Below are 19,301 nucleotides of genomic sequence, written 5' to 3'. Positions count from 1 at the left end.
TACTTTCCCAAAGGGAATCAAATCAACGCCGGTTTATTTGACTTACCCGCGACCCTCCCCAAGTCCGCCTTGCCTGACTAATCCGCCCTCCATTTTTGACACAACCTGCTTTAGTAAAACAACTTACAGAATCGTTATGTATTAATCCTCTCTGAGATAACATCCAAAATAGCACTTCATAAGCTTCCAAGCCTTACTCACTCACCTGTTTTGCCTGAGCCGAAAATTAAACAAATGTATATTTACACGCCGATAAATCGGCCCGCTAAAATACCCCTCCATGGAGTAAATTAATGGCCAATATCGAGAACTCGCAGAACATGAACGATCCCCATTCCTCCCGCCATTTCCAATCCTGGTCAGGCAAGGAAATGTGCGGTGTCGCGTTAATTATCTTCGCAGGCATCACGTTCGGGCTGTTGTGGATGGATCGCAACACGGGACTGCCGTTTAACATGCCATCCAGTTGGTACAAGTCGAAAATGATTTTCTTCTTTATGGCTCTGTTCGCTTTGCCCACCAGCTATCTCCTCATGCGGAAACCCCCAGGCGCCTACGACACCAGCGAAGCTCCCGAAGTCGCCTTACCCAATTTCCGAACATTTCGGTTCTACACGCGAAATGGTTGTCCTCTGTGCGATGAAGCTCTCGAAATCGTAAAACGATACGAAAATGTCCTGCCTGAAATCGAAGTCTATGATGTCGACCGAGACGCGGAACTCGTCGAGCGGTTCAACACGTGTGTTCCAGTCGTCGAAATTGACGGCAAAATTCGGTTTCGAGGCAACGTCAACGAAGTTTTGTTTCGTCGACTGATAGAAGCTTCCGCCCGCAACAGCCAACCCGCTTCAGGCCAAGTCGTTCCACTTCAGCTTCCTTCCAGTTCCAGAGGTTCCTGAAAACCATCATCCAAACCGAGGCTGGCATACCCCTCGTACGTTCATTTTTTTATACTATTAAACTGAGCCTTCGATGATTTCAGGCCATATTTCACCCTGAGGGCGAAAACAGATCGGGATAAAACCACCTCGCGAGGTAGGTTTCCCACGACAAGCTTTCCTCTACCACACACCAAACAATCGACTCTTAATTGATCCTATACAGGCGAGAAACTCATGACTTCTGCAGAATCTCTTCCTACCTCCAAAATTCTGATCGCCGATGACAACATTCCGAATTGCGAGTTACTGGATGCCCATCTGGAAGCGGAAAACTACGAGATTTTCATGGCCCACGACGGCAAGGAAACTCTTGAGAAAGTAGCGGAACACAAACCCGACCTGGTTCTGCTCGATATCATGATGCCAAAACTGAGTGGTTACGAAGTCTGCCAGAAATTGAAAGAGAACCCAGAGACCGCCGGAATTCCGATTCTGGTCGTAACTGCCCTTCATGAAAAAGGGGATATCGAAAAAGCCGTAAAATCGGGCTGCGACGACTTTCTGTCGAAACCGATCAATAGCATCGAATTGAAAACTCGTGTCCGCTCGATGCTCCGTGTCCGCCATCTCACCAACGAACGCGACCGACTCCTGGCTTACCTCGCCGAAGTTGAAAAAGCGGCTGGCCCTCAAGGCTGATTCGTCCTGTAACGCGAGGCAGTGATTGGAGTTCACTCGGCAGTAATAAAGCTCGCGAGTCGTTGTTATCTGTGCGATCCTGTCGTATGCTGGAAATGATTCCGCCGGCTGGGTGCGGACTTCTTTCTCTCTACTGGATGAACTCCATGCGCTTATTCTTTCAAACGATGCTCTGTCTGTTGCTGTTATCAGGGACTTCGCTTTTTGCTGATGACCGTCCCCGGTTAATGATTCTTACCGACATTGGTGGAGATCCGGATGACCGACAATCGATGATTCGGTTAATGGTCTTCTCTAATGAATTTCGTATCGAAGGATTCATCGCCACAGCATCGGGTACGCCCGGTGAACTGAAAAAGGCAATCACACAACCGCACCTGATTCGTGAAATCGTCGAAGCCTACGGGCAAGTACGCCCGAACCTGCAGAAACATGCTGAAGGCTGGCCGGAAACAACCGACCTGATTGCCGTCATTAAATCAGGCAACCCACAGCGTGGCCTGAAGAACATTGGAGCAGGGCACGATACCGAAGGATCCCAGTATATCATCCAACGAGTTGATGCAGGGACTGCCGAAGATCCACTTAATATCTGCATCTGGGGTGGGCAGTCCGATCTGGCGCAGGCACTCTGGCGAGTGAAACAAGATCGCGGAGAAGAAGGGTTCGCTCAGTTCACAAAAAAGTTCCGCGTTTACGATATCGCCGATCAGGATCGTATCGCCGATTGGATGCAGCAACAGTTCCCGGGACTCTTCTACATTCTCAGTAAAAACCGACCAGGAAAAGACTCGCGTACCGCTGCCTTTCGAGGCATGTACATCACGGGCGATGAATCGCTGACTTCTAAAGAGTGGATCAACGAAAACATCCGCAATCACCGCACGCTCGGTGAACTCTACCCAACGCGAACTTCAACATTACCCAATAAATATGGCTGTATGAAAGAAGGGGATACCCCTTCCTGGTTCTTCTTTCTTCCTATGGGTGGAAACAACCCGAATGACCCCAGCCAACCAGGCTGGGGAGGCCAGTTCCGCAAAACAGAATCAGGCTGGTACCGCGATGATCAACCCGACATCGATATCCGGGAATCAGTCGCCCGCTGGCGCCCCGAATTCCAAGCCGAATTTGCAAAACGAATGAGTTGGACAACAGGAGAGAAATAGAATCATGGCCTGCCAGCAGCGGCTCCAGTCTTCCGCAGATTATCTACTCATGGCCTTCATTATTCTACTATCAATGATTGCAAATGCCGTCGCAGAAGAGACTCCGCTGTATGGCCCGCGACTGTCCGAAGGTTATGTCGAACACCTGATTCCCATTGAGGGGGGCGAACTCTGCTGCGTACAGCGGCGGGGCAGGGGACCAACCTTGATGTTGATTCCCGGAACATTCTCGGACAGCCGCGTTTTTCGCAAGCTAATTCCACATCTCGATCCGCATCTGAACCTATTGCTGCTGGAGAATCGGGGACTCGGGAAAAGTCATCCCAAACCCACACCAGACGTCACCATCGAAACCCTGGGGCAAGATGCTTTAAAAGTTGCAGACCATCTGAAAATCGACAAGTTTTTTGTTAGCGGACACAGTCTTGGCGGAATGATATCAATCGAAGTCGCTGGCGCCGCACCAGAACGACTTCTGGGTGTCCTCTCCCTCGAAGGCTGGACCAATTGGCAGGCGGCACGCGACGCCTTTGACTTTGACATGAAGTCGACACTTAGCCCATCAGAACTAGAAGAGTCCCGTCTTTACCGGGAAGATACTTTGGCAGATTGGACGAAAGAAGAAGAGAAGGCCTTCGCTCAACTTTGGCGACGATGGGATGGTTCACTTATTTTAAAGTCGACCAAGGTTTCTGTCCTTGAAATCTACGGAACCCGTAACAGACCACCAGCAACTCGCCAACAGTTGCATATTCCAGAACGAGATATTATTGAACTCGTCTGGATAGAAGGTGCGGCCCATAAAGTGCATCTAGAGGAACCCAAACAAGTGGGTGAGTTGATGAATCGGTTCATAAGGACGAAGATGGAGAAGTGAACCCCACTCTCTCATTTTCTGATTCACCTGCTAACAGGATTTTCTCCCATGATATCGAAATGGATTACGTCGGGTTGGACCGAATTCCCCATGGTGCTCTTAAGCTGTCTCCTCATCTACAGCTTGATTTTGCTGTACACTCGCTTGGCCGGACTTCGAAGCTTTTCCAAGATGTCCTCCGCCGACTTTGCGATGACCGTCGCCGTCGGGTCGTTGTTTGGATCAACTATCTCTGGGCCAAACCCTTCCGTAGTAATGGGAGCGATCGCACTTGCTTCTCTCTTTGCCGGTCAATGGCTTCTGGCCTTGTTGCGTCGTCGATCGTCAGTCGTCAATCAGGCCATCGACAATCAACCCATTTTGTTGATGCATGGTAAAACCATACTGGAAGACAATCTAAAACTCGCCAACGTCACGCGTAACGATCTGTTCGCCAAACTTCGCGAAGCAAATGCACTCAATTACGATCATGTCCTTGCCGTTGTATTTGAAACAACTGGGGATGTCTCCGTACTGCACAGCAACGATCCAGAAGCGAAATTGGAGCCTGATTTCCTGCAGGAGATCAGAGGAGCAGAGAGACTCTTCAATTCGTGATTCAACTTGCGACCACACTGCTTCTCAAGTAGCATCCACATGACGGACTATAGATTTTCACGAACGGCTCTCTCAAGGCCAGGAGTTTTCATATGCGTTTCCTCCTCTCAACGTTGATTCTCGCAAGCATGGGAACATTTCCCGTTGATACGATGGCGGAAGAATCTCACTTCTACACCATCCCTCTTGAAGATCACGCAAATCAACCGACGGAAGAAACGTTTGCTCCATCGGACTATCCGGGAGATGACTTAAGCGAACTCCCATCAGGAAAGCAGAAACTGGGGACCGTTGAGTATGACCTCCCCAAGTCCGTCATTCAGATGACGGGGAAACATCTCGAAAATCAAAAAGAGTTCAACGCCCCCGAGAAAATCGAAAACATTTTCGTCGGCGCTCACTTGGAAAGACTTCACATACTGCATGCCGCCCGCTGGGGTGCCTATGGCAAACGGAATGACCAACTCAACCATTGGGCCCCCGATGGTTTACCCATAGCCTATTATGAAGTCGTCTACAGCGATAACACTTCAGAAGTCATCCCCGTAGTTTACGGAGTCGATGTGCGTGACTGGTGGTCCGTCTGGGACGAACGTAAGCCAGTCCTCCGGGGGGAAGTCGTCTGGCGAGGTTCGAACCCCCATTTAAGGCGAAGACAAGATCCTCAAATCGTCAACGTTCGGTTTCCTCTGCGTCTTTATCATTTGGAATGGTCGAATCCCCATCCCGAAAAGATGATCGATACGATCAACATCGTCTCTCTAAACCAAATCCCCGCCTTGTTCACTGTCGCCCTGTCAGGTGAAACCCAGGATCCCCCATCAGAGATAGAAACCCGCCGCCGAATATTCGAAAAGCGGGAGCACTCGAGCCAAACACAAGAAAGTAATAATTGACAAGGTTGGCAAACGATTTGAATGTTTGAACTCGACTCTTCATTATCTCGGTTCCACCATTACTCCTGAATCCAGACGCGGGCAGCTTCAAGCTCTTCTTTTTCAAAGTATTTGATCTCTGCTTTGATGAAGGGACGACAAAAGGATGACATGCCTTTTTCCCACTTCGATTCTCCGACCAGAGCGAGGCGATCAATATCTTTATGATGTTTCATATCAAATTTCATATCTTCCCACAGAGCAGCCACGTCCCAACCGTGGAAGTCCGTGAGGATCACCAGCATACGAACCTTACCGAACTCTTTAATCTTCGCTTCGATGACAGGCATGAATTGCTCATAAGCTTCCGCTGTCAATTTCCCGCTCAATTCAATTTCGATAATACGTCCATCAGAAGTTTCAGTGACGATGCAGCTCATGGTTTTTCCTTTGCAGAATAATTGACCCGAAAAACGAAAGTTCGAAGTCAACTCAGGTTTGAATAACATCACTTCTCGAACTGCGTACGGGACGCAGCAAGAAGACGTCCGTCCGGTTGCCATCGTGAGTACCACACCATGACAAACAGATTAAGCCCTGATCTTACCCAATCGCGATAATCAAATCATCGAATTCTGCCAATGGTTCTCACTTTTTAATAATTAGGGAACCAGTCTTACATCTCCTTTTAGACTCACAAAAAAAACGCCAATGAAGATCTACTTCACTGACGTATATCCTGACTTCGTTCAATATTGTCTATTGTGTCTGGCTCATCTCAGCAGTTGAGTCATCGATGCGCACTGGAATGCTCATCAATGTACGACCTTACAAATTCACGTAACGCTGGTTTATCGCATCCAAATCCCATCTGCTCTGCCTGCTCCAAAGTTCTTTGACCCGTCATCCCTTTCTCAGTCGCAATATGCATCATGAACATTGCTCCCGCCCGTTTCCCACTTTTACAGTGGGCATAAATTGGCTCTGGAACGGATTCCAGCTTGTCACGAAATTGATCAACAAGTTCGCTGTTAATCTTGTCCAGAGAGACTGGAAAATGCAGGTAGTGCATTCCTGCCTCTTCCACCAACTGTCGTTCATCTTCCGGAGATAAGGGAGCATCTTCCTCTACCGTTGTTCTGAAATTGACGATCGTCTGAAATCCACGATCATGCAGTTCCGAAAACTCTTCACGCTCCGGTTGAGAGCCAACCGTGAGTGCATCATTCATTCGTATTCGTTTAGACATTGCACACCTCCAAGGCGACCGTCGTAGACAGAGCCCATCTGATTTTTCTTAAGATAGCGGCTATAGATATAAGGCACTCATTTCTGTTGCAAACGCCATTCCCAAAACTCAAATCAAAAAAAGGCTATACCAATGGAGGCATTACAGGATGTCAGGACATCACCGTTGAGGGATGAGCGTCCACCAGGTGTGATCATCACTCATCCATAGATTCATGCCGAGATAAAGGGGGATACCAATCAGTTGTCCAAGCAATTACAGTAATTTACAGTGTCTACAACTCATGCAAACATCCATCACGATGATCGCTCTCCCATTTGTCATACACATAGATAGAAATTTAAGTATCAACATGTTCCTACACTCTTCTTCTAAATACTTTGCCTGTCGTCAATTAGCTCTGGTTTTGCTCTGCCTGATCACCAGCATGGCGACCTCACCGTTGATGGCTGAAGATGCCTCCGACATTAAACAACCAGCGAAATACGTCGGTCCTCTAAAACCCGAACATGCCGTCACAAATCGGGCCTTTCAGGGAATTCCCAGCCTGGCTGTCGCCAAGTCTGGTCGATTGTGGGCCACTTGGTACGCGGGTGTGACTCCCTCGGAAGACTCCAACAATTACGTCATCCTCAGTACCAGTGGCGACAACGGAAAAACCTGGGAGGAAGTCCTCGTTGTCGATCCCGATGGAGCAGGTCCCGTCCGCACTTACGACCCGGAACTCTGGCTGGCTCCCGATGGCAACCTGCGTCTCATCTGGGCGCAGACAGTTGGGCACACCGGCACCGTCGCCGGGGTCTGGTTTCTGAAAATCACCAATCCGGATGAGGCACAACCAGAATACGAACAGCCAAGACGAATCACCGACGGAGTCATGATGTGCAAGCCACTCGTTCTCTCCACTGGCGAATGGTTGCTTCCCGCATCGACCTGGCGCGAGACGGATAACAGTGCGAAGGTCGTCGTCTCTTCAGACATGGGAAAAACATGGACAGTACGTGGTGGTTGCCATCTCCCCAAGAAAGTTCGTGCATTCGACGAACATATGCTGATAGAAAAAGAAAACGGAACACTCTGGCTCCTGGCTCGAACCCGCTATGGCATCGGGGAAAGTGTCTCTACCGATGGAGGCGTTACCTGGCCGGACCTCGCTCCGTCTAACATTCCCCATCCTTCCGCCCGATTCTTCATTCGCCGGTTGAACTCGGGAAATCTACTCCTTGTCAAACATGGCCCCCTCGACAAACAGATTGGTCGCTCACATCTCACCGCCTATCTTTCTACAGATGATGGAAAGTCCTGGCAGGGCGGTCTACTTATCGACGAGCGAAGTAGCGTCTCCTACCCGGATGGTCAGCAAACCGAAGATGGTGTCATCCACATCATTTATGACTTCGACCGGACAGGCGCTAGACACATCCTGCGAACCAGTTTCACCGAAGCCGATATCCTCGCTAAGAAAGACGTCTCCAGCAAAGTGATCATGAGGCAGGTGGTGAGCGAAGGAAGCGGCGGGCAAGAGAAGAAATAGATCTGATCTACTTCCTAGACCAACATAAAAAAGAAGCGTTTCAAAATCGGTCCGCAACGAGATTAAATCATCGTTGCACATGCCGGTTCTGAAACGCTTTTTACGTCTCACAAAATTAATTCAACCCATCCGCTAGGGGAGGGCGTGCCCCATCTTGTCCCGTTTCGTATTCATATAGTGCTCGCGGTGTTTCTCCGGAGGGGCGACGATGGGGACTTGTTCGACCACATGAATATCGACGCCATCATAAACCGAGGCAGAAGTTTTTTTCGGGTTGTTCGTAAGCAGCCGAATTTTCGATAGTCCAAGATCTTTCAAGATCTGTAAACCAACCATGTAATCCCGCAGGTCTGCTTTGAAACCAAGTTTCAGGTTCGCTTCTACAGTGTCCATTCCCTGATCCTGAAGCTCATACGCTTTCAGCTTGGCGAGAAGACCAATACCGCGTCCTTCCTGAGGAAGATACACAACGGCTCCCACACCTTCTTTGTAAATCATTCCCATCGCCATGTGTAACTGGTCTCCACAGTCACAGCGAAGTGAATCAACCAGGTCTCCTGTAAAGCAAGAGGAGTGCATGCGAACTAAGGGTGCTTCGACGGAAGAGAGATCACCCCAGACAATCGCAATTGGTTCCTGATCTTCATGGTCAACCCGGTAACCCAGCAATCGAGGCTCACCATATTCTCGCGTCGGAAGAACGACATCAGCATCGCGATGCAGCAGTTGCTCGCGAATACGCCGGTAGCGGATCAGGTTCTCGATCGTTATGATCGGAATGTCATATTCTTGGGAGATTTTGACGAGTTGATCAATGCTCGCCATGTTTTCGCCATCAGGCTCACAGATTTCAATGAGCACTCCAACGGAACGCCGGCCGGCGAGACGCATCAAATCGATCGTCGCTTCGGTATGTCCGGCGCGTCGTAATACACCACCTTCTTTGGCCAAGAGGGTATTAATGTGCCCCGGTCGCACAAAGTTACTGGCATCCGCGTGAGGGTTGGCCAATTCGCGAATCGTCAACGCCCGGTTTCTCAGACTCACTCCCGAGCCCGCATCGATATGATCGACCGGCGTCAGGAAGGGAGTGCGATGTGGGGCTGTATTGTTTTGTTCCTGAACGGCAGACTGCAAATGCAGACGGACGGCGGTCTCTTCAATCATGGGAACACAGAGGACACCTTTCCCTTTGGAAAGCATAAAGTCGACCTGTTCCGGCGTGATACTTTCCGCGGCACAGATGAAGTCCCCTTCGTTCTCCCGGTCGGCATCATCGATCACGATCACCAGGCGTCCCGCCTTGATCGCCTGAATCGCTTCTTCGACAGAATTGAATTTGCTCGAATCTTGTTCGTTGTCTGACATGCGTGGATCGCTTTGTAGTCCGTGTAATTCGACTGAAGTAAAACACCTTGTTTCAAAATCTGCCCGTAAGCCCTTCCTCATTCTCGCAGGAAGAGATCCAAATAGAGACGAAAGTCACTAAATGAGGAGATAATCGAATAAGACACTCTGTTCGCGCATCAGGTGAACAGACGATATCGACACTTTTGGACAAGGTAGATTCCGTTTAATAATAACTGGTTTCCTCCTTTATTCTATGGGGGGCTCGCTACTAAGCAATTTCCAGCCTCTAGTATGAGAGTGGTTTTCCCAAACTCAGGGCAATTCGGCCGATTCATTCTCACTTAAAAGAGAATTTCGACCTACGTTTACCAACAATATGGGTGTCAAGCTCCCCTTGACCCATATTTTACAAATCTGGTTCCAGGGACTGTAACTTATTGACAAAACAGTAATTATTGATATGTTGGAATGTAAGAATATACGTCTATGTGCGTCTCCAGACGTAATGGGTATGTTCTATTGACCCACCTGATTATGACACTCCTCCCGACAATTAAATCAATCCTGATTTTACTCTGGCTTTCGACCTCTACTTTTTCCCACCACAGAATTCTGACCTCCAGTATCTTGACCCACTGATAATCCTACCCAAGTTCAAGACGCAAGCCTGTCTACGTTAACCGTAGCCAATTGCGAAACTCTGATCTCTACTCCTCCTTATCGCGTTCCCAGGCAGGATGTCTGTCCAACGAAATATCTCTCAGGAAGTTGTTATGAGTCGAACACAAATGATCTGGCGAAACCTGATACTCGCTTCCTGCGGTCTGTTGCTCTTCAGCTCCGTAATGCCAGTCTCTCAATCAGTCCAGGCGGAAACGACTTCCCCCGCGACAGAGGCTGCCACAACTGAACCGGAATCAAAACCAGTTCCGGTCACGGCAATTCGGATAGAAGCAGCCACTCCTGAAAAAATCGCGATCAGTGGTAAAGATTCCCGCCAACAGGTGCTTGTCACTGGCGACCAGACGGACGGCCGTCTCCGCGACTTGACTCGCGAAACCGAATACAAAATTCAACCTGCTGAAGTGGCCACGATCGATGCCGATGGCTTGATCACACCGCTGTCCGAAGGGACTGCCAAACTGACGGCAACCTCCGGAGAATTTCAGTCGGAATTCCCTCTCGAAATCTCGGGCATCGATAACCCCTTACCTATCAACTTCAAAAACCAGATCGCCCCCATCTTCACCAAGCTGAGCTGTAACGGTGGTGGATGCCACGGAAAATCAGGCGGCCAGAACGGTTTCAGTCTGTCGTTGCTCGGTTTCTATCCAGACGACGACTACGAGTTTCTCGTGAAAGAAAACCGGGGACGACGTATCTTCCCACCCGCACCGGCTGAAAGCCTGCTCTTAACCAAAGCCACTGGCCAGTCACCTCATGGTGGTGGAAAGCGGATGGAAGAAGATAGCTACGAGTACCGCATGCTCTTCAGTTGGATTGAACAGGGAATGCCTTTCGGTACAGATAATGATCCTGTCATCACAGGAATCGAATGCTTTCCGAAATCCCGCGTGATGTCTCACAACTCCGAACAACAGATTACGGTTCTGGCAACCTTCAGCGATGGCTCCACCAAAGATGTCACTCGCATGGCGCTGTTCGAACCGAACGATACCGAAATGGCTGATGTCAGTAAAACTGGCCTCGTCTCGACGCTCGACCTTTCCGGTGAAGTCGCCATCATGGCACGCTATCTCAGCCAAGTTTCGACTTTTCGGGCGACCGTCCCACTTGGTGCGGAAATTAAAGAACTTCCCGAGTCGGATAATCTGATCGATCTGGCCGTCTTCGGTAAACTGAAATTGCTCGGTATTCCTCCCTCAGATCTCTGTGACGACAATACATTCATTCGTCGCGTCTCGATCGACATCGCCGGTCGATTACCAACCGAAGATGAAGTCCGTGCATTCGTCGCTGACGAAACTCCAAACAAACGAGCTCTCTGGATTGACCAGTTGCTTGAGAGTCCGGAATATGCCGATTACTTCGCTAAAAAATGGAACATGATTCTCCGCAACAAACCGAATGCGGCCACCGATGCTGCCGGAACCTATGGTTTCTACCAATGGATCTGGAACAGCATGTACGAGAACAAACCGTACGACAAATTTGTCTCTGAAATCATTACGGCAGCAGGGGACCCCACACGGAACCCGGCCGTGATCTGGTATCGCAGCGTCAACGAAAATAACGAACAGGTGGAAGACACCGCTCAGCTCTTCCTAGGTGTTCGTATCCAATGTGCCCGCTGTCACCACCATCCGTTCGAGAAATGGAGCCAGAACGACTATTACAGCCTTTCTGCCTTCTTCTCCCGCATTGGTTACAAAGAGATGGACGACGTCCGTTACGCTCACGGAAGTGAGAAAATCCTTGTCCACACAGAAGGAACTGCACAAGCAAATAATCCCAGAGACGGACAGAAGCTCGCTCCCGCAGGACTTGGTTCCGAACCATTCACCATCGCTAACGACCGCGACCCCCGAGTCTATCTGGCCGAATGGATGTCCAATCCAGAGAATCCGTTCTTTGCCAAATCAGTTGTGAACCGCTACTGGAAGCACTTCTTCAGCCGCGGAGTCGTCGAACCTGAAGATGATATGCGAGAAACGAATCCTCCTACGAACCCGGAACTGCTGGACAACCTGTCTCAGCATTTCGTCGACAATCAGTTCGATCTGAAAGACCTCGTCCGCACGATCTGTAATTCCAAAACATATCAGCTGAGTGCCTTCCCGAACGAATACAACTTGAAAGACAAACAGAACTTCTCTCGCTATTACCCTAAACGGCTGACGGCGGAAGTCCTGTACGACGCGTTCCATCAAGTGACTGACACCACTCAGGCCTACGCCGGTTTACCCCAGGGTAGCCGTGCCGTGGAACTTCGTAATCCTGATTCAGGACCTTACTTCCTGAAAGTCTTCGGACAGCCACAGGGCGATACCGCCTGTGAATGTGAACGGTCTCAGGATGCAAACCTGGCTCAGAGTCTGCACCTGCTGAACAGCACCGAAGTCCAGAACAAGGTTTCGAATGATACTGGTCGCGCAGCCAATTTGGCCAAAGCGGAAGATAGTACGTCCGAAGAGAAAATTCGGGAACTTTATCGCTGGATGTACGCTCGCGAGCCTAACCCGGATGAACTTTCGGTCGCTCTGGCGCACATCGAGAAGAACAAAGAAAATTCCCGTACCGCCTACGAAGACATCGTCTGGGCTTTAATTAACACGAAAGAGTTCCTGTTTAACCACTAAACAGGCACTCGACGACAGACAATATACATGTGACCACGGGTGGGGCGAGAAAAAACGAATTTGATCGTTTTCTCCCCCCATTTTTCAAGGTAGACTGGTTCACATACCGGACAAGGCTGTCCCCATTATTATCAGTAAACGGGACCAAATCAGGATTCTCTGACTGGGTCCATCTTCCCCACCTGTACGTTGCTGATACCTACCTCCATTAACCTGCCTCTCGCTGGCGTGAACCTCCTTCACAGATTGAGTTTTCGCCCGGCTCTCTAACGCATGATATCGGAATTCATTATGGGATCGCTCTCGAACCCGTTTCGAAACGTTCGGATTCGTTACTGTTGCTTCGCTTTGACCGTTGGTGCATTGCTGCTGGCGTGCTATCCTTCAGTATCAACCGCACAGCTTCCTGTGACGACTTTGCATTCGATCGCTCCTCTCGGCGATCAGGCAGGCACGACGGTCGAGGTCACCCTCGCCAGCGGAGACGAAGTTGCCGATGTCACCAGCCTGATATTCAATCATCCCGGTATCACCGCTCAACCGAAAATGCAGGGAGAAGGGGAAGCAGCCAAGCCCGTTCCTCTGAAATTCCTCGTAAACATTGCCGCAGATGTTCCTGCCGGAACCTATGAAGTTCGCGCAGAAGGGTTCTTCGGTATTAGTAATCCCCGCCGGTTCGCGGTATCCAACCTGAAAGAATTTCCAGAAGCAGAACCGAATAATTCCTTCGATGTGGCAACCGCTATCGAACTCGAAGGAGTCGCAAATGGAGCGATTCACGCTGCTGGCGAAATCGACTGTTTTAAATTTGAAGGTAAACAGGGACAACGAATCCTCGCCTTCGCACGAGCCGCGCAACTCGATTCACGCCTGAACGCTGTAACTGAATTGTACGATGCAAACCACAAACGAATTGGCTTTGCTCGCAACAACAAAAAATACGATGCCCTCGTCGACGTGGTACTTCCAGCAGATGGAACCTATTTCCTCAAACTATTCGACCTGCAGTTCTTAGGCTCCATTGACCATGGCTACCGGGTCACGGTGAGTACTGCACCGTACATTGATTTTGTCATTCCCGCCTCCATCCCCCCGAACCAGGTTAGCGAAGTCACGCTGTACGGTCGCAATCTTCCCGGCGGAACCGCTTCCGACCAGATGGTCGATGGCCAACCCCTTGAAATACTCAAAGTCCAGATCACGGCCCCGGAAAAGACAGACAGTCTTCCTGAAAACGAACTCTTCTATTCGTCTCAGTACGATGTCGACGGCTTCACCTACCGATTTCAAAAAGACAACCTGACTTCTAATCCAGTCACCATGTACTACGCCGACGCGCCCGTTGGCTTTGAATTGGAACCTAACGACACTCTGGAAAAAGCTCAGGCGATTACCATTCCCGGTGAATACACAGGCCAGTTCCAGAATCCCGGAGACAGTGACTATTTCACCTTCGATGCCACACAGGGAGCTGTCTACTACGTCGAGGTCTACGGCCAAAGAAATGGCAGCGACGCAGACCCCACATTTGTCATCGAACAACTCTCTTACGATGCCGAAGGCAAAGAGTCCGTCAAGCGAATTACCTTGCAGGACGACAACGCCACTGAATTGCTTAGTCCCGGATTCACTACCAAAACTCAAGACCCCGTTTTTCGGTTCGAAGTTCCTGCAACGGGCAAATACCGTTTACTTGTCCGGGATCGGTTCTTTGACAGCCGAGGGCAGTCCGAGTTCGTTTATCGGCTCGCAATCCGCCCTGAATCTCCTGATTTCAAGCTGGTCGCCGTTCCAATGAAAACCAAACTGCTGGCTGATGCCACCACGGAAACAGGGACACTCTCCTTACGTAAAGGGGAAAATCTGGAACTGATGGTGCTCGCAGGTCGTCGTGACGGATATGCAGGACCGATCGACATCCAAGTCGAAGGGTTACCCGCTGGTGTTACTTATGAAATTAAACCCGTTCCCGGCAATGCGAATCAATTCCGTATGATTCTTTCCTCCGCAACTGATGCTGCGATTGGAACGGCACAACTGAAAATCACTGGCTCTGCACATATCGAAAACCCGGACGCCATCCGTCAACTGGCGGCGACCCAGTCAGCAGTCAAGCAGCAACAGGAAGCACTTCAAAAACAACAGACCGAACTGACTGCCAAACAGGAAGCGGCCACGGCAGCTAATCAGAAAATCGCCGCCGCTGTCACCGCAGTGAAAGCTAAACCTGAAGATGCCGAAGTTCAAAAACAATTAATTGCCACAGTACAAGGTGCCGCCACAGCCGAGCAAGAAGTTGCTAAGGCGCAGGCTGCAGTAACTTCTGTCGAACAAGCGGTTGCACAGGCTCAAGAAAAAGTCAAACAGGCAGAAACCCATAAACAGGAAGTCTCCCGCGATGTCGTTCGCACAGCTCGTACCGGAACGATCGCCTGGAACACTTTGGCGAACGTCCCCGTCATTCCTCGTCTGGCACGCACTCTTTACCTGTCTGTCATTGATGAATCTGCTCCTTACCAAATCAAAGCGGAGCAAACCGAAATCGTCCTCCATCAGGGGCAACAATTCTTTCTGCCACTGGCTGTTGGATCACCGTTAGCCGGCAATGTCGAACTGACTTTGGCAGGATTAGATAAAAACCAGAAGCTGACAGCCGACGTTGTCACCCTTACCAAAGACCAGTCAGCAGGCCATTTTCGCTTTTACGCCGCGCACGATGCACCCGCCGCTGAATACACTTACTACCTGAAGAGTAAATCAACTTTCGGTTACCGAAAACATCTCGCCCGTATGGAAAGCCTGCAAAAACAACAGGCAGAACAGGCCACCACGATCCAGCAGTCCGATGCCGCCTTGAAGGCGTCCCTCGCGAAGGTTGAAGAAACAACCAAAGCGGTCGCCGACGCAACCACAGGTAAAGCGACGACAGACCAACAGTTGGTTGCCAGCCAAACTCAACTTAAAGAATTACAGGCCGCACAAACAGCAGCTCAAGAACGTGAAAAAGAATTTGCCCAGCTCTCCACCGATCTGGCCGGCGTAGGCCAACAGGCGAAAGCCAGCTTGGACCGAATCGCGTTACTCTCCAAGAACGCAAACAACGAAGAACTGGCGAACAGCCTGAATGCCACGTCACAGCAAACAGATCTCTCTCTGAAACAAATTCAACTAGCAGTCGAATCGGCACAAAACACTCTGAAAGTCGCACAAGCGAATTCCGCCAATGCAGCCAAGGGTGTAGAAGCTCAGGTCGCCGCCATTAAAACGGCTGAAACAGCCGTCCAAACCAGTCAGAAGAATTTAGAAACAGCGGAAGCGAATAAACAAGCGGCAGTCGCAGCCCAACAAAAAGCGGACGCTGATCTCAAGGCGGTCCAAGCCGCCAAAGTCGCTCTCGACGAACAAGTCAAAGCAGCCGACGCTGTCGCCAAACCAGCCAATATCGAAATCTATCCTCCGTCAAATTACTTCAAAGTGACAGTCAAACCGGCTCCCGCCCAACTCACCGCCACTCCAGCCGATTCCGGCCAATTGAAGCAGGGGGGTGAAGTCTCGGTGAAGGTAAACGTCGTACGTACAGAAAGCTTTAAAGGACCCGTCAAACTTGAACTCGTATTGCCTCCAGGTAAGACGGGCATCACCAGCGATCCAATCGAACTGACTCCGGAACAGACGGAAGCGGCACTCATCCTTAAAGGAACAGCCGATCTTGCCGAAGGAGACATTGCTAACGTGGCTATCCGGGGAACGGCCGATGCCGATGGGCCTGCTCACTTCGACGCCGTCTTCAACCTCAAAGTAATCAAGTAACTTAAGATTCAATTCAATATCCAACTGTCGCTCTTGAATGTGCTCACCCAGTTTGATGAAAACGATACCAATGAAAAACTCTTTGAACTCAATTCATACATCTCTGATCTTCACCGGCATGTTGTGCGTCGGCTTCTTTTTTTCCGACTCGAATATTCTCAAGGCGGACGAAGAAGCCGAACTCAAACCGATTCAGTTTGAAGATCCCAAACTCGACCACCCGGTCAATTTCGAAGACGAGATTTTGCCGATCCTCGAGAACAACTGCATTGCGTGCCATAACATGAGCAATGCCGAAAGTGATCTGAATCTCGAAGAGCTTGAGCTAATGCTCAAAGGTGGCTTCCGTGGGCCAGGACTCGTCCCCGGTAAACCAGACGAAAGTCTGATCTTTCAAGTCGCCGCTCGGCACGAAGAACCATTCATGCCACCACTACCGAACGAAATTGAAGCGAAAGAGCTAACCCCGTTGGAACTCGGGATTCTGCGCCAATGGATACTGGAAGGAGCCAAAGTTGATGGCGAAGGTCAAATGTCACAGCTTGCCTGGCAACCACTGCCGGCTCATCTCCAGGCGATCTACGCCGTCTCCATGTCCCCTTGGGGACGTTATGTCGCCGCGGGTCGCTCCAACCGCATTAGTATTTTCGACATCGGAACCCAGTCCGAAGTTGCTCAGCTTACCGATCCAAACCTGGCTGAGCTTCAGCTCGAAGGAAACCCATTCTATCAGGGAAATGTGGCCCATCGCGACTTCGTGCAGTCTCTCGCCTATAGCCCCGATGGCAACACACTCGCCTCGGCAGGTTATCGCGTCATCAAACTGTGGAAAAGAGTCGATCAACCCTTAGTCAGTCAGTTTGAACTGCCTCAAGACATTGTTTCCATCACCGCCGACCCGGCTACACGCCTGGCAGCGGTCGCGCTCGCTGATCACTCGATTGCCCTCGTTCAATTATCGGATGGTCAAGTCCTCAAAACACTTTCCGGTCATACCGACCGCGTAAATGAACTTGTATTCCTGCCTGAGAATCAGCTCGCGACAGTCTCTGCAGACCGTACTCTGCGACTCTGGAATACAGCGGAAGGAACTCTTCTGGGCCAAACAGAAGCGACTGCCGCTCTGACCAATCTCATCGCGGGAGCTGACGGATCTCTTTACACAGGAGATGCCGAAGGCAAAGTACAGGTATGGACGGAAGGCGAAAGTGGTTATCAACTTAAACAGGAATGGCCAACCCATCAGGGAGTTATCCATGATCTCGCGCTGGTAGCAGAAGGGAAGTCGATCGCGTCCGCCGGAGCCGATGGAACTATCCATATTCGTCAACTGGCCGATGGAGCTGAAACCGCGAAGCTGGATCAGGGAGCACCAGTAACCTCAATTTACCTTCGACCTGATCAACAAGTCCTGTTGGCTGGCTCGGAAAACGGAGTGATTAAGTTCTGGCAACTCTCCGACGGGAAAATGCTCGGCGAAGCCAAAGACAATCTGCTTGAAGAACGGGCTAAAATTGAAGCTCAGCAAAAGCAGGAAATTGCCCAGCAACTCTTCGTGATTGCAGAAACCTCAGTGACTGCAGCAGACAAAAACAAAACCGAACGTGATGAGTCTCTGACAAAAACAAAAGAAGAGCTCGAAAAAGCAAAAGCTGCTGTTCCAGAAGCGGAGAAAAACAAAACCGCTGCCGACGAAGCTCTCGCTGCAGCACAGGCGGAACTGGAAAAAGACAAAGAGAACGCCGATTTGAAAAAGAAAGTCGAAGAGGCAGATAAGAAAGCCAAAGAAGCGGTCACCGCCGTCGAACAGGCAATGAAATCGCTCGTCTCTCAGGAGCGTTCAGCAAAACTGGCTGAAGAAGCGGTTACCAAAGCTATTGAACGTCAACAGGCTGCGACTGCCCACAAAGCGACTCGTGAGACTGAAAAAGCGGCAGCCGACGCCACCTTGAAAACAGCAACCGATGCTGCCGCAGGAGCTGTCGCTGCCATTAAAGATCTGTCCCCCATGAGCAATGGAGCCTATTGCCTGTCTGTATCTGCGGATCAGACTGTCCAGTTATGGAGCCCGGTTACCATGCAGCCACTGGATGCCTTTAACCTCCTGCCTCAGCCTGTAGTGGACGCCAGCTCTCTCAGTGGTCAACAGTTCGTTACCGGTGCTGGAAAATCGTTGGCTGTCTGGAGTCTGACTCCCGATTGGAAGCTCACTACAACCCTTGGTCCACCAGCAGATGAACCTCTTAACATTTCGGGATCTCCTTTTTCCTCACGGGTTCTGTCAATTGATATCAGTCCCGACGGAAAACTGCTCGTCGCTGGGGGAGGGGATCCTTCTCGTACTGGCGAATTGATCATCTACAATCTGGAGACCGGCGAAATTCTGCAGAACATCGAAAACGCACATAGCGACACCGTGTTGACGGTCAAATTTTCCCGGGATGGACAATACATCCTGTCTGGAGCAGCGGATAAGTTTGTCAAAATACACAAAGTCGCTGACGGTTCCTTTGTGCGATCATTTGAAGGCCATACCCACCACGTCCTGGGTGTCGACTGGAAAGCCGATGGCTCTATCATCGCCAGTTCCAGTGCGGATAATTCCGTTAAAGTCTGGAACGTCGAAACAGGCGAACAGATTCGTACTATCAGCGGCTTTGGCAAACAGGTAACGGGGCTGGAATTCATCGGAACGACAGGCAATATTGTTGACTCCGCAGGAGACAAAACCGTTCGTCTGCACAACACCGCCGATGGCAAAGGTCTCAAGACTTATGCTGGTGGAACCGACTTCATGTACACCGTAGATACCACCCGGGACGGCAAACTAGTCGTCTCTGGCGGTCAGGACGGTACTCTCCGTGTCTGGAACGGCGAAGACGCAAAAAGCGTGATGACTGTCGCTCCACGAGAGAAATAAACGGTCACTCAAATTCATAT

Annotated in this window: 13 protein-coding genes; 10 read left to right on the top strand and 3 right to left on the bottom strand. The window is 50.3% G+C overall.

The window, feature by feature from the left end; all coding sequences use genetic code 11:
• Positions 1-293: 293 nt before the first annotated feature.
• The 6 genes from Pla110_RS08330 (at position 294) to Pla110_RS08305 (ending at position 5,119) form a co-directional block, all read left to right on the top strand.
• The gene (locus Pla110_RS08330) at positions 294-899 is read left to right on the top strand and encodes a glutaredoxin family protein (protein ID WP_144995054.1); all 606 of its coding nucleotides are present in this window, start codon (positions 294-296) and stop codon (positions 897-899) included.
• Between the two features lie 216 nt (positions 900-1,115).
• Positions 1,116-1,580, top strand: a complete 465-nt coding sequence (locus tag Pla110_RS08325) for a response regulator (RefSeq protein WP_144995052.1) — start codon at positions 1,116-1,118, stop codon at positions 1,578-1,580.
• Between the two features lie 146 nt (positions 1,581-1,726).
• Positions 1,727-2,749: a DUF1593 domain-containing protein gene (locus tag Pla110_RS08320; RefSeq protein WP_197440592.1), complete on the top strand. Its 1,023-nt coding sequence runs from the start codon at positions 1,727-1,729 to the stop codon at positions 2,747-2,749.
• Between the two features lie 4 nt (positions 2,750-2,753).
• On the top strand, positions 2,754-3,626 hold the full coding sequence (locus Pla110_RS08315) for an alpha/beta fold hydrolase (RefSeq protein ID WP_144995050.1): 873 nt from the start codon (positions 2,754-2,756) through the stop codon (positions 3,624-3,626).
• A 48-nt stretch (positions 3,627-3,674) separates the two neighbouring features.
• Entirely contained in the window at positions 3,675-4,223 is a 549-nt protein-coding gene (locus Pla110_RS08310) for a DUF421 domain-containing protein (protein WP_144995048.1), read from the top strand.
• Positions 4,224-4,315: 92 nt separating this feature from the next.
• Positions 4,316-5,119, top strand: a complete 804-nt coding sequence (locus tag Pla110_RS08305) for a hypothetical protein (protein ID WP_144995046.1) — start codon at positions 4,316-4,318, stop codon at positions 5,117-5,119.
• Positions 5,120-5,178: 59 nt separating this feature from the next.
• Here Pla110_RS08305 and Pla110_RS08300 read toward each other — a convergent pair whose 3' ends face one another.
• Together Pla110_RS08300 and Pla110_RS08295 are read right to left on the bottom strand one after the other, a co-directional pair.
• Complete coding sequence (locus tag Pla110_RS08300) at positions 5,179-5,538, bottom strand: SpoIIAA family protein (RefSeq protein ID WP_144995044.1); 360 nt, start codon at positions 5,536-5,538, stop codon at positions 5,179-5,181.
• A gap of 350 nt (positions 5,539-5,888) precedes the next feature.
• Positions 5,889-6,347, bottom strand: a complete 459-nt coding sequence (locus Pla110_RS08295; RefSeq protein WP_144995042.1) for a beta-lactamase hydrolase domain-containing protein — start codon at positions 6,345-6,347, stop codon at positions 5,889-5,891.
• A 352-nt stretch (positions 6,348-6,699) separates the two neighbouring features.
• On the opposite strand from Pla110_RS08295, the gene Pla110_RS08290 reads away from it, so the two are divergent.
• Positions 6,700-7,881 carry a sialidase family protein gene (locus tag Pla110_RS08290; RefSeq protein ID WP_197440591.1) on the top strand — a complete coding sequence of 394 codons (1,182 nt, stop codon included), beginning with the start codon at positions 6,700-6,702 and terminating at the stop codon, positions 7,879-7,881.
• A 132-nt stretch (positions 7,882-8,013) separates the two neighbouring features.
• On the opposite strand, the gene ribA is transcribed toward Pla110_RS08290, so the two are convergent.
• Positions 8,014-9,249 carry a GTP cyclohydrolase II gene (gene ribA / locus Pla110_RS08285; RefSeq protein WP_144995040.1) on the bottom strand — a complete coding sequence of 412 codons (1,236 nt, stop codon included), beginning with the start codon at positions 9,247-9,249 and terminating at the stop codon, positions 8,014-8,016.
• A 755-nt stretch (positions 9,250-10,004) separates the two neighbouring features.
• On the opposite strand from ribA, the gene Pla110_RS08280 reads away from it, so the two are divergent.
• The 3 genes from Pla110_RS08280 to Pla110_RS08270 all read left to right on the top strand — a co-directional run bounded on the left by Pla110_RS08280 (position 10,005) and on the right by Pla110_RS08270 (position 19,281).
• Positions 10,005-12,551: a DUF1549 domain-containing protein gene (locus tag Pla110_RS08280; RefSeq protein ID WP_231742955.1), complete on the top strand. Its 2,547-nt coding sequence runs from the start codon at positions 10,005-10,007 to the stop codon at positions 12,549-12,551.
• A gap of 291 nt (positions 12,552-12,842) precedes the next feature.
• Positions 12,843-16,361 carry a coiled-coil domain-containing protein gene (locus tag Pla110_RS08275; RefSeq protein WP_144995038.1) on the top strand — a complete coding sequence of 1,173 codons (3,519 nt, stop codon included), beginning with the start codon at positions 12,843-12,845 and terminating at the stop codon, positions 16,359-16,361.
• Positions 16,362-16,431: 70 nt separating this feature from the next.
• Positions 16,432-19,281 carry a c-type cytochrome domain-containing protein gene (locus Pla110_RS08270; RefSeq protein ID WP_197440590.1) on the top strand — a complete coding sequence of 950 codons (2,850 nt, stop codon included), beginning with the start codon at positions 16,432-16,434 and terminating at the stop codon, positions 19,279-19,281.
• Positions 19,282-19,301 lie beyond the last annotated feature (20 nt).

Origin of the sequence: Polystyrenella longa (assembly GCF_007750395.1) — a bacterium.
GTDB classification, from domain to species: Bacteria; Planctomycetota; Planctomycetia; order Planctomycetales; family Planctomycetaceae; genus Polystyrenella; species Polystyrenella longa.
This window is presented reverse-complemented; position numbering and strand designations above follow the sequence as displayed.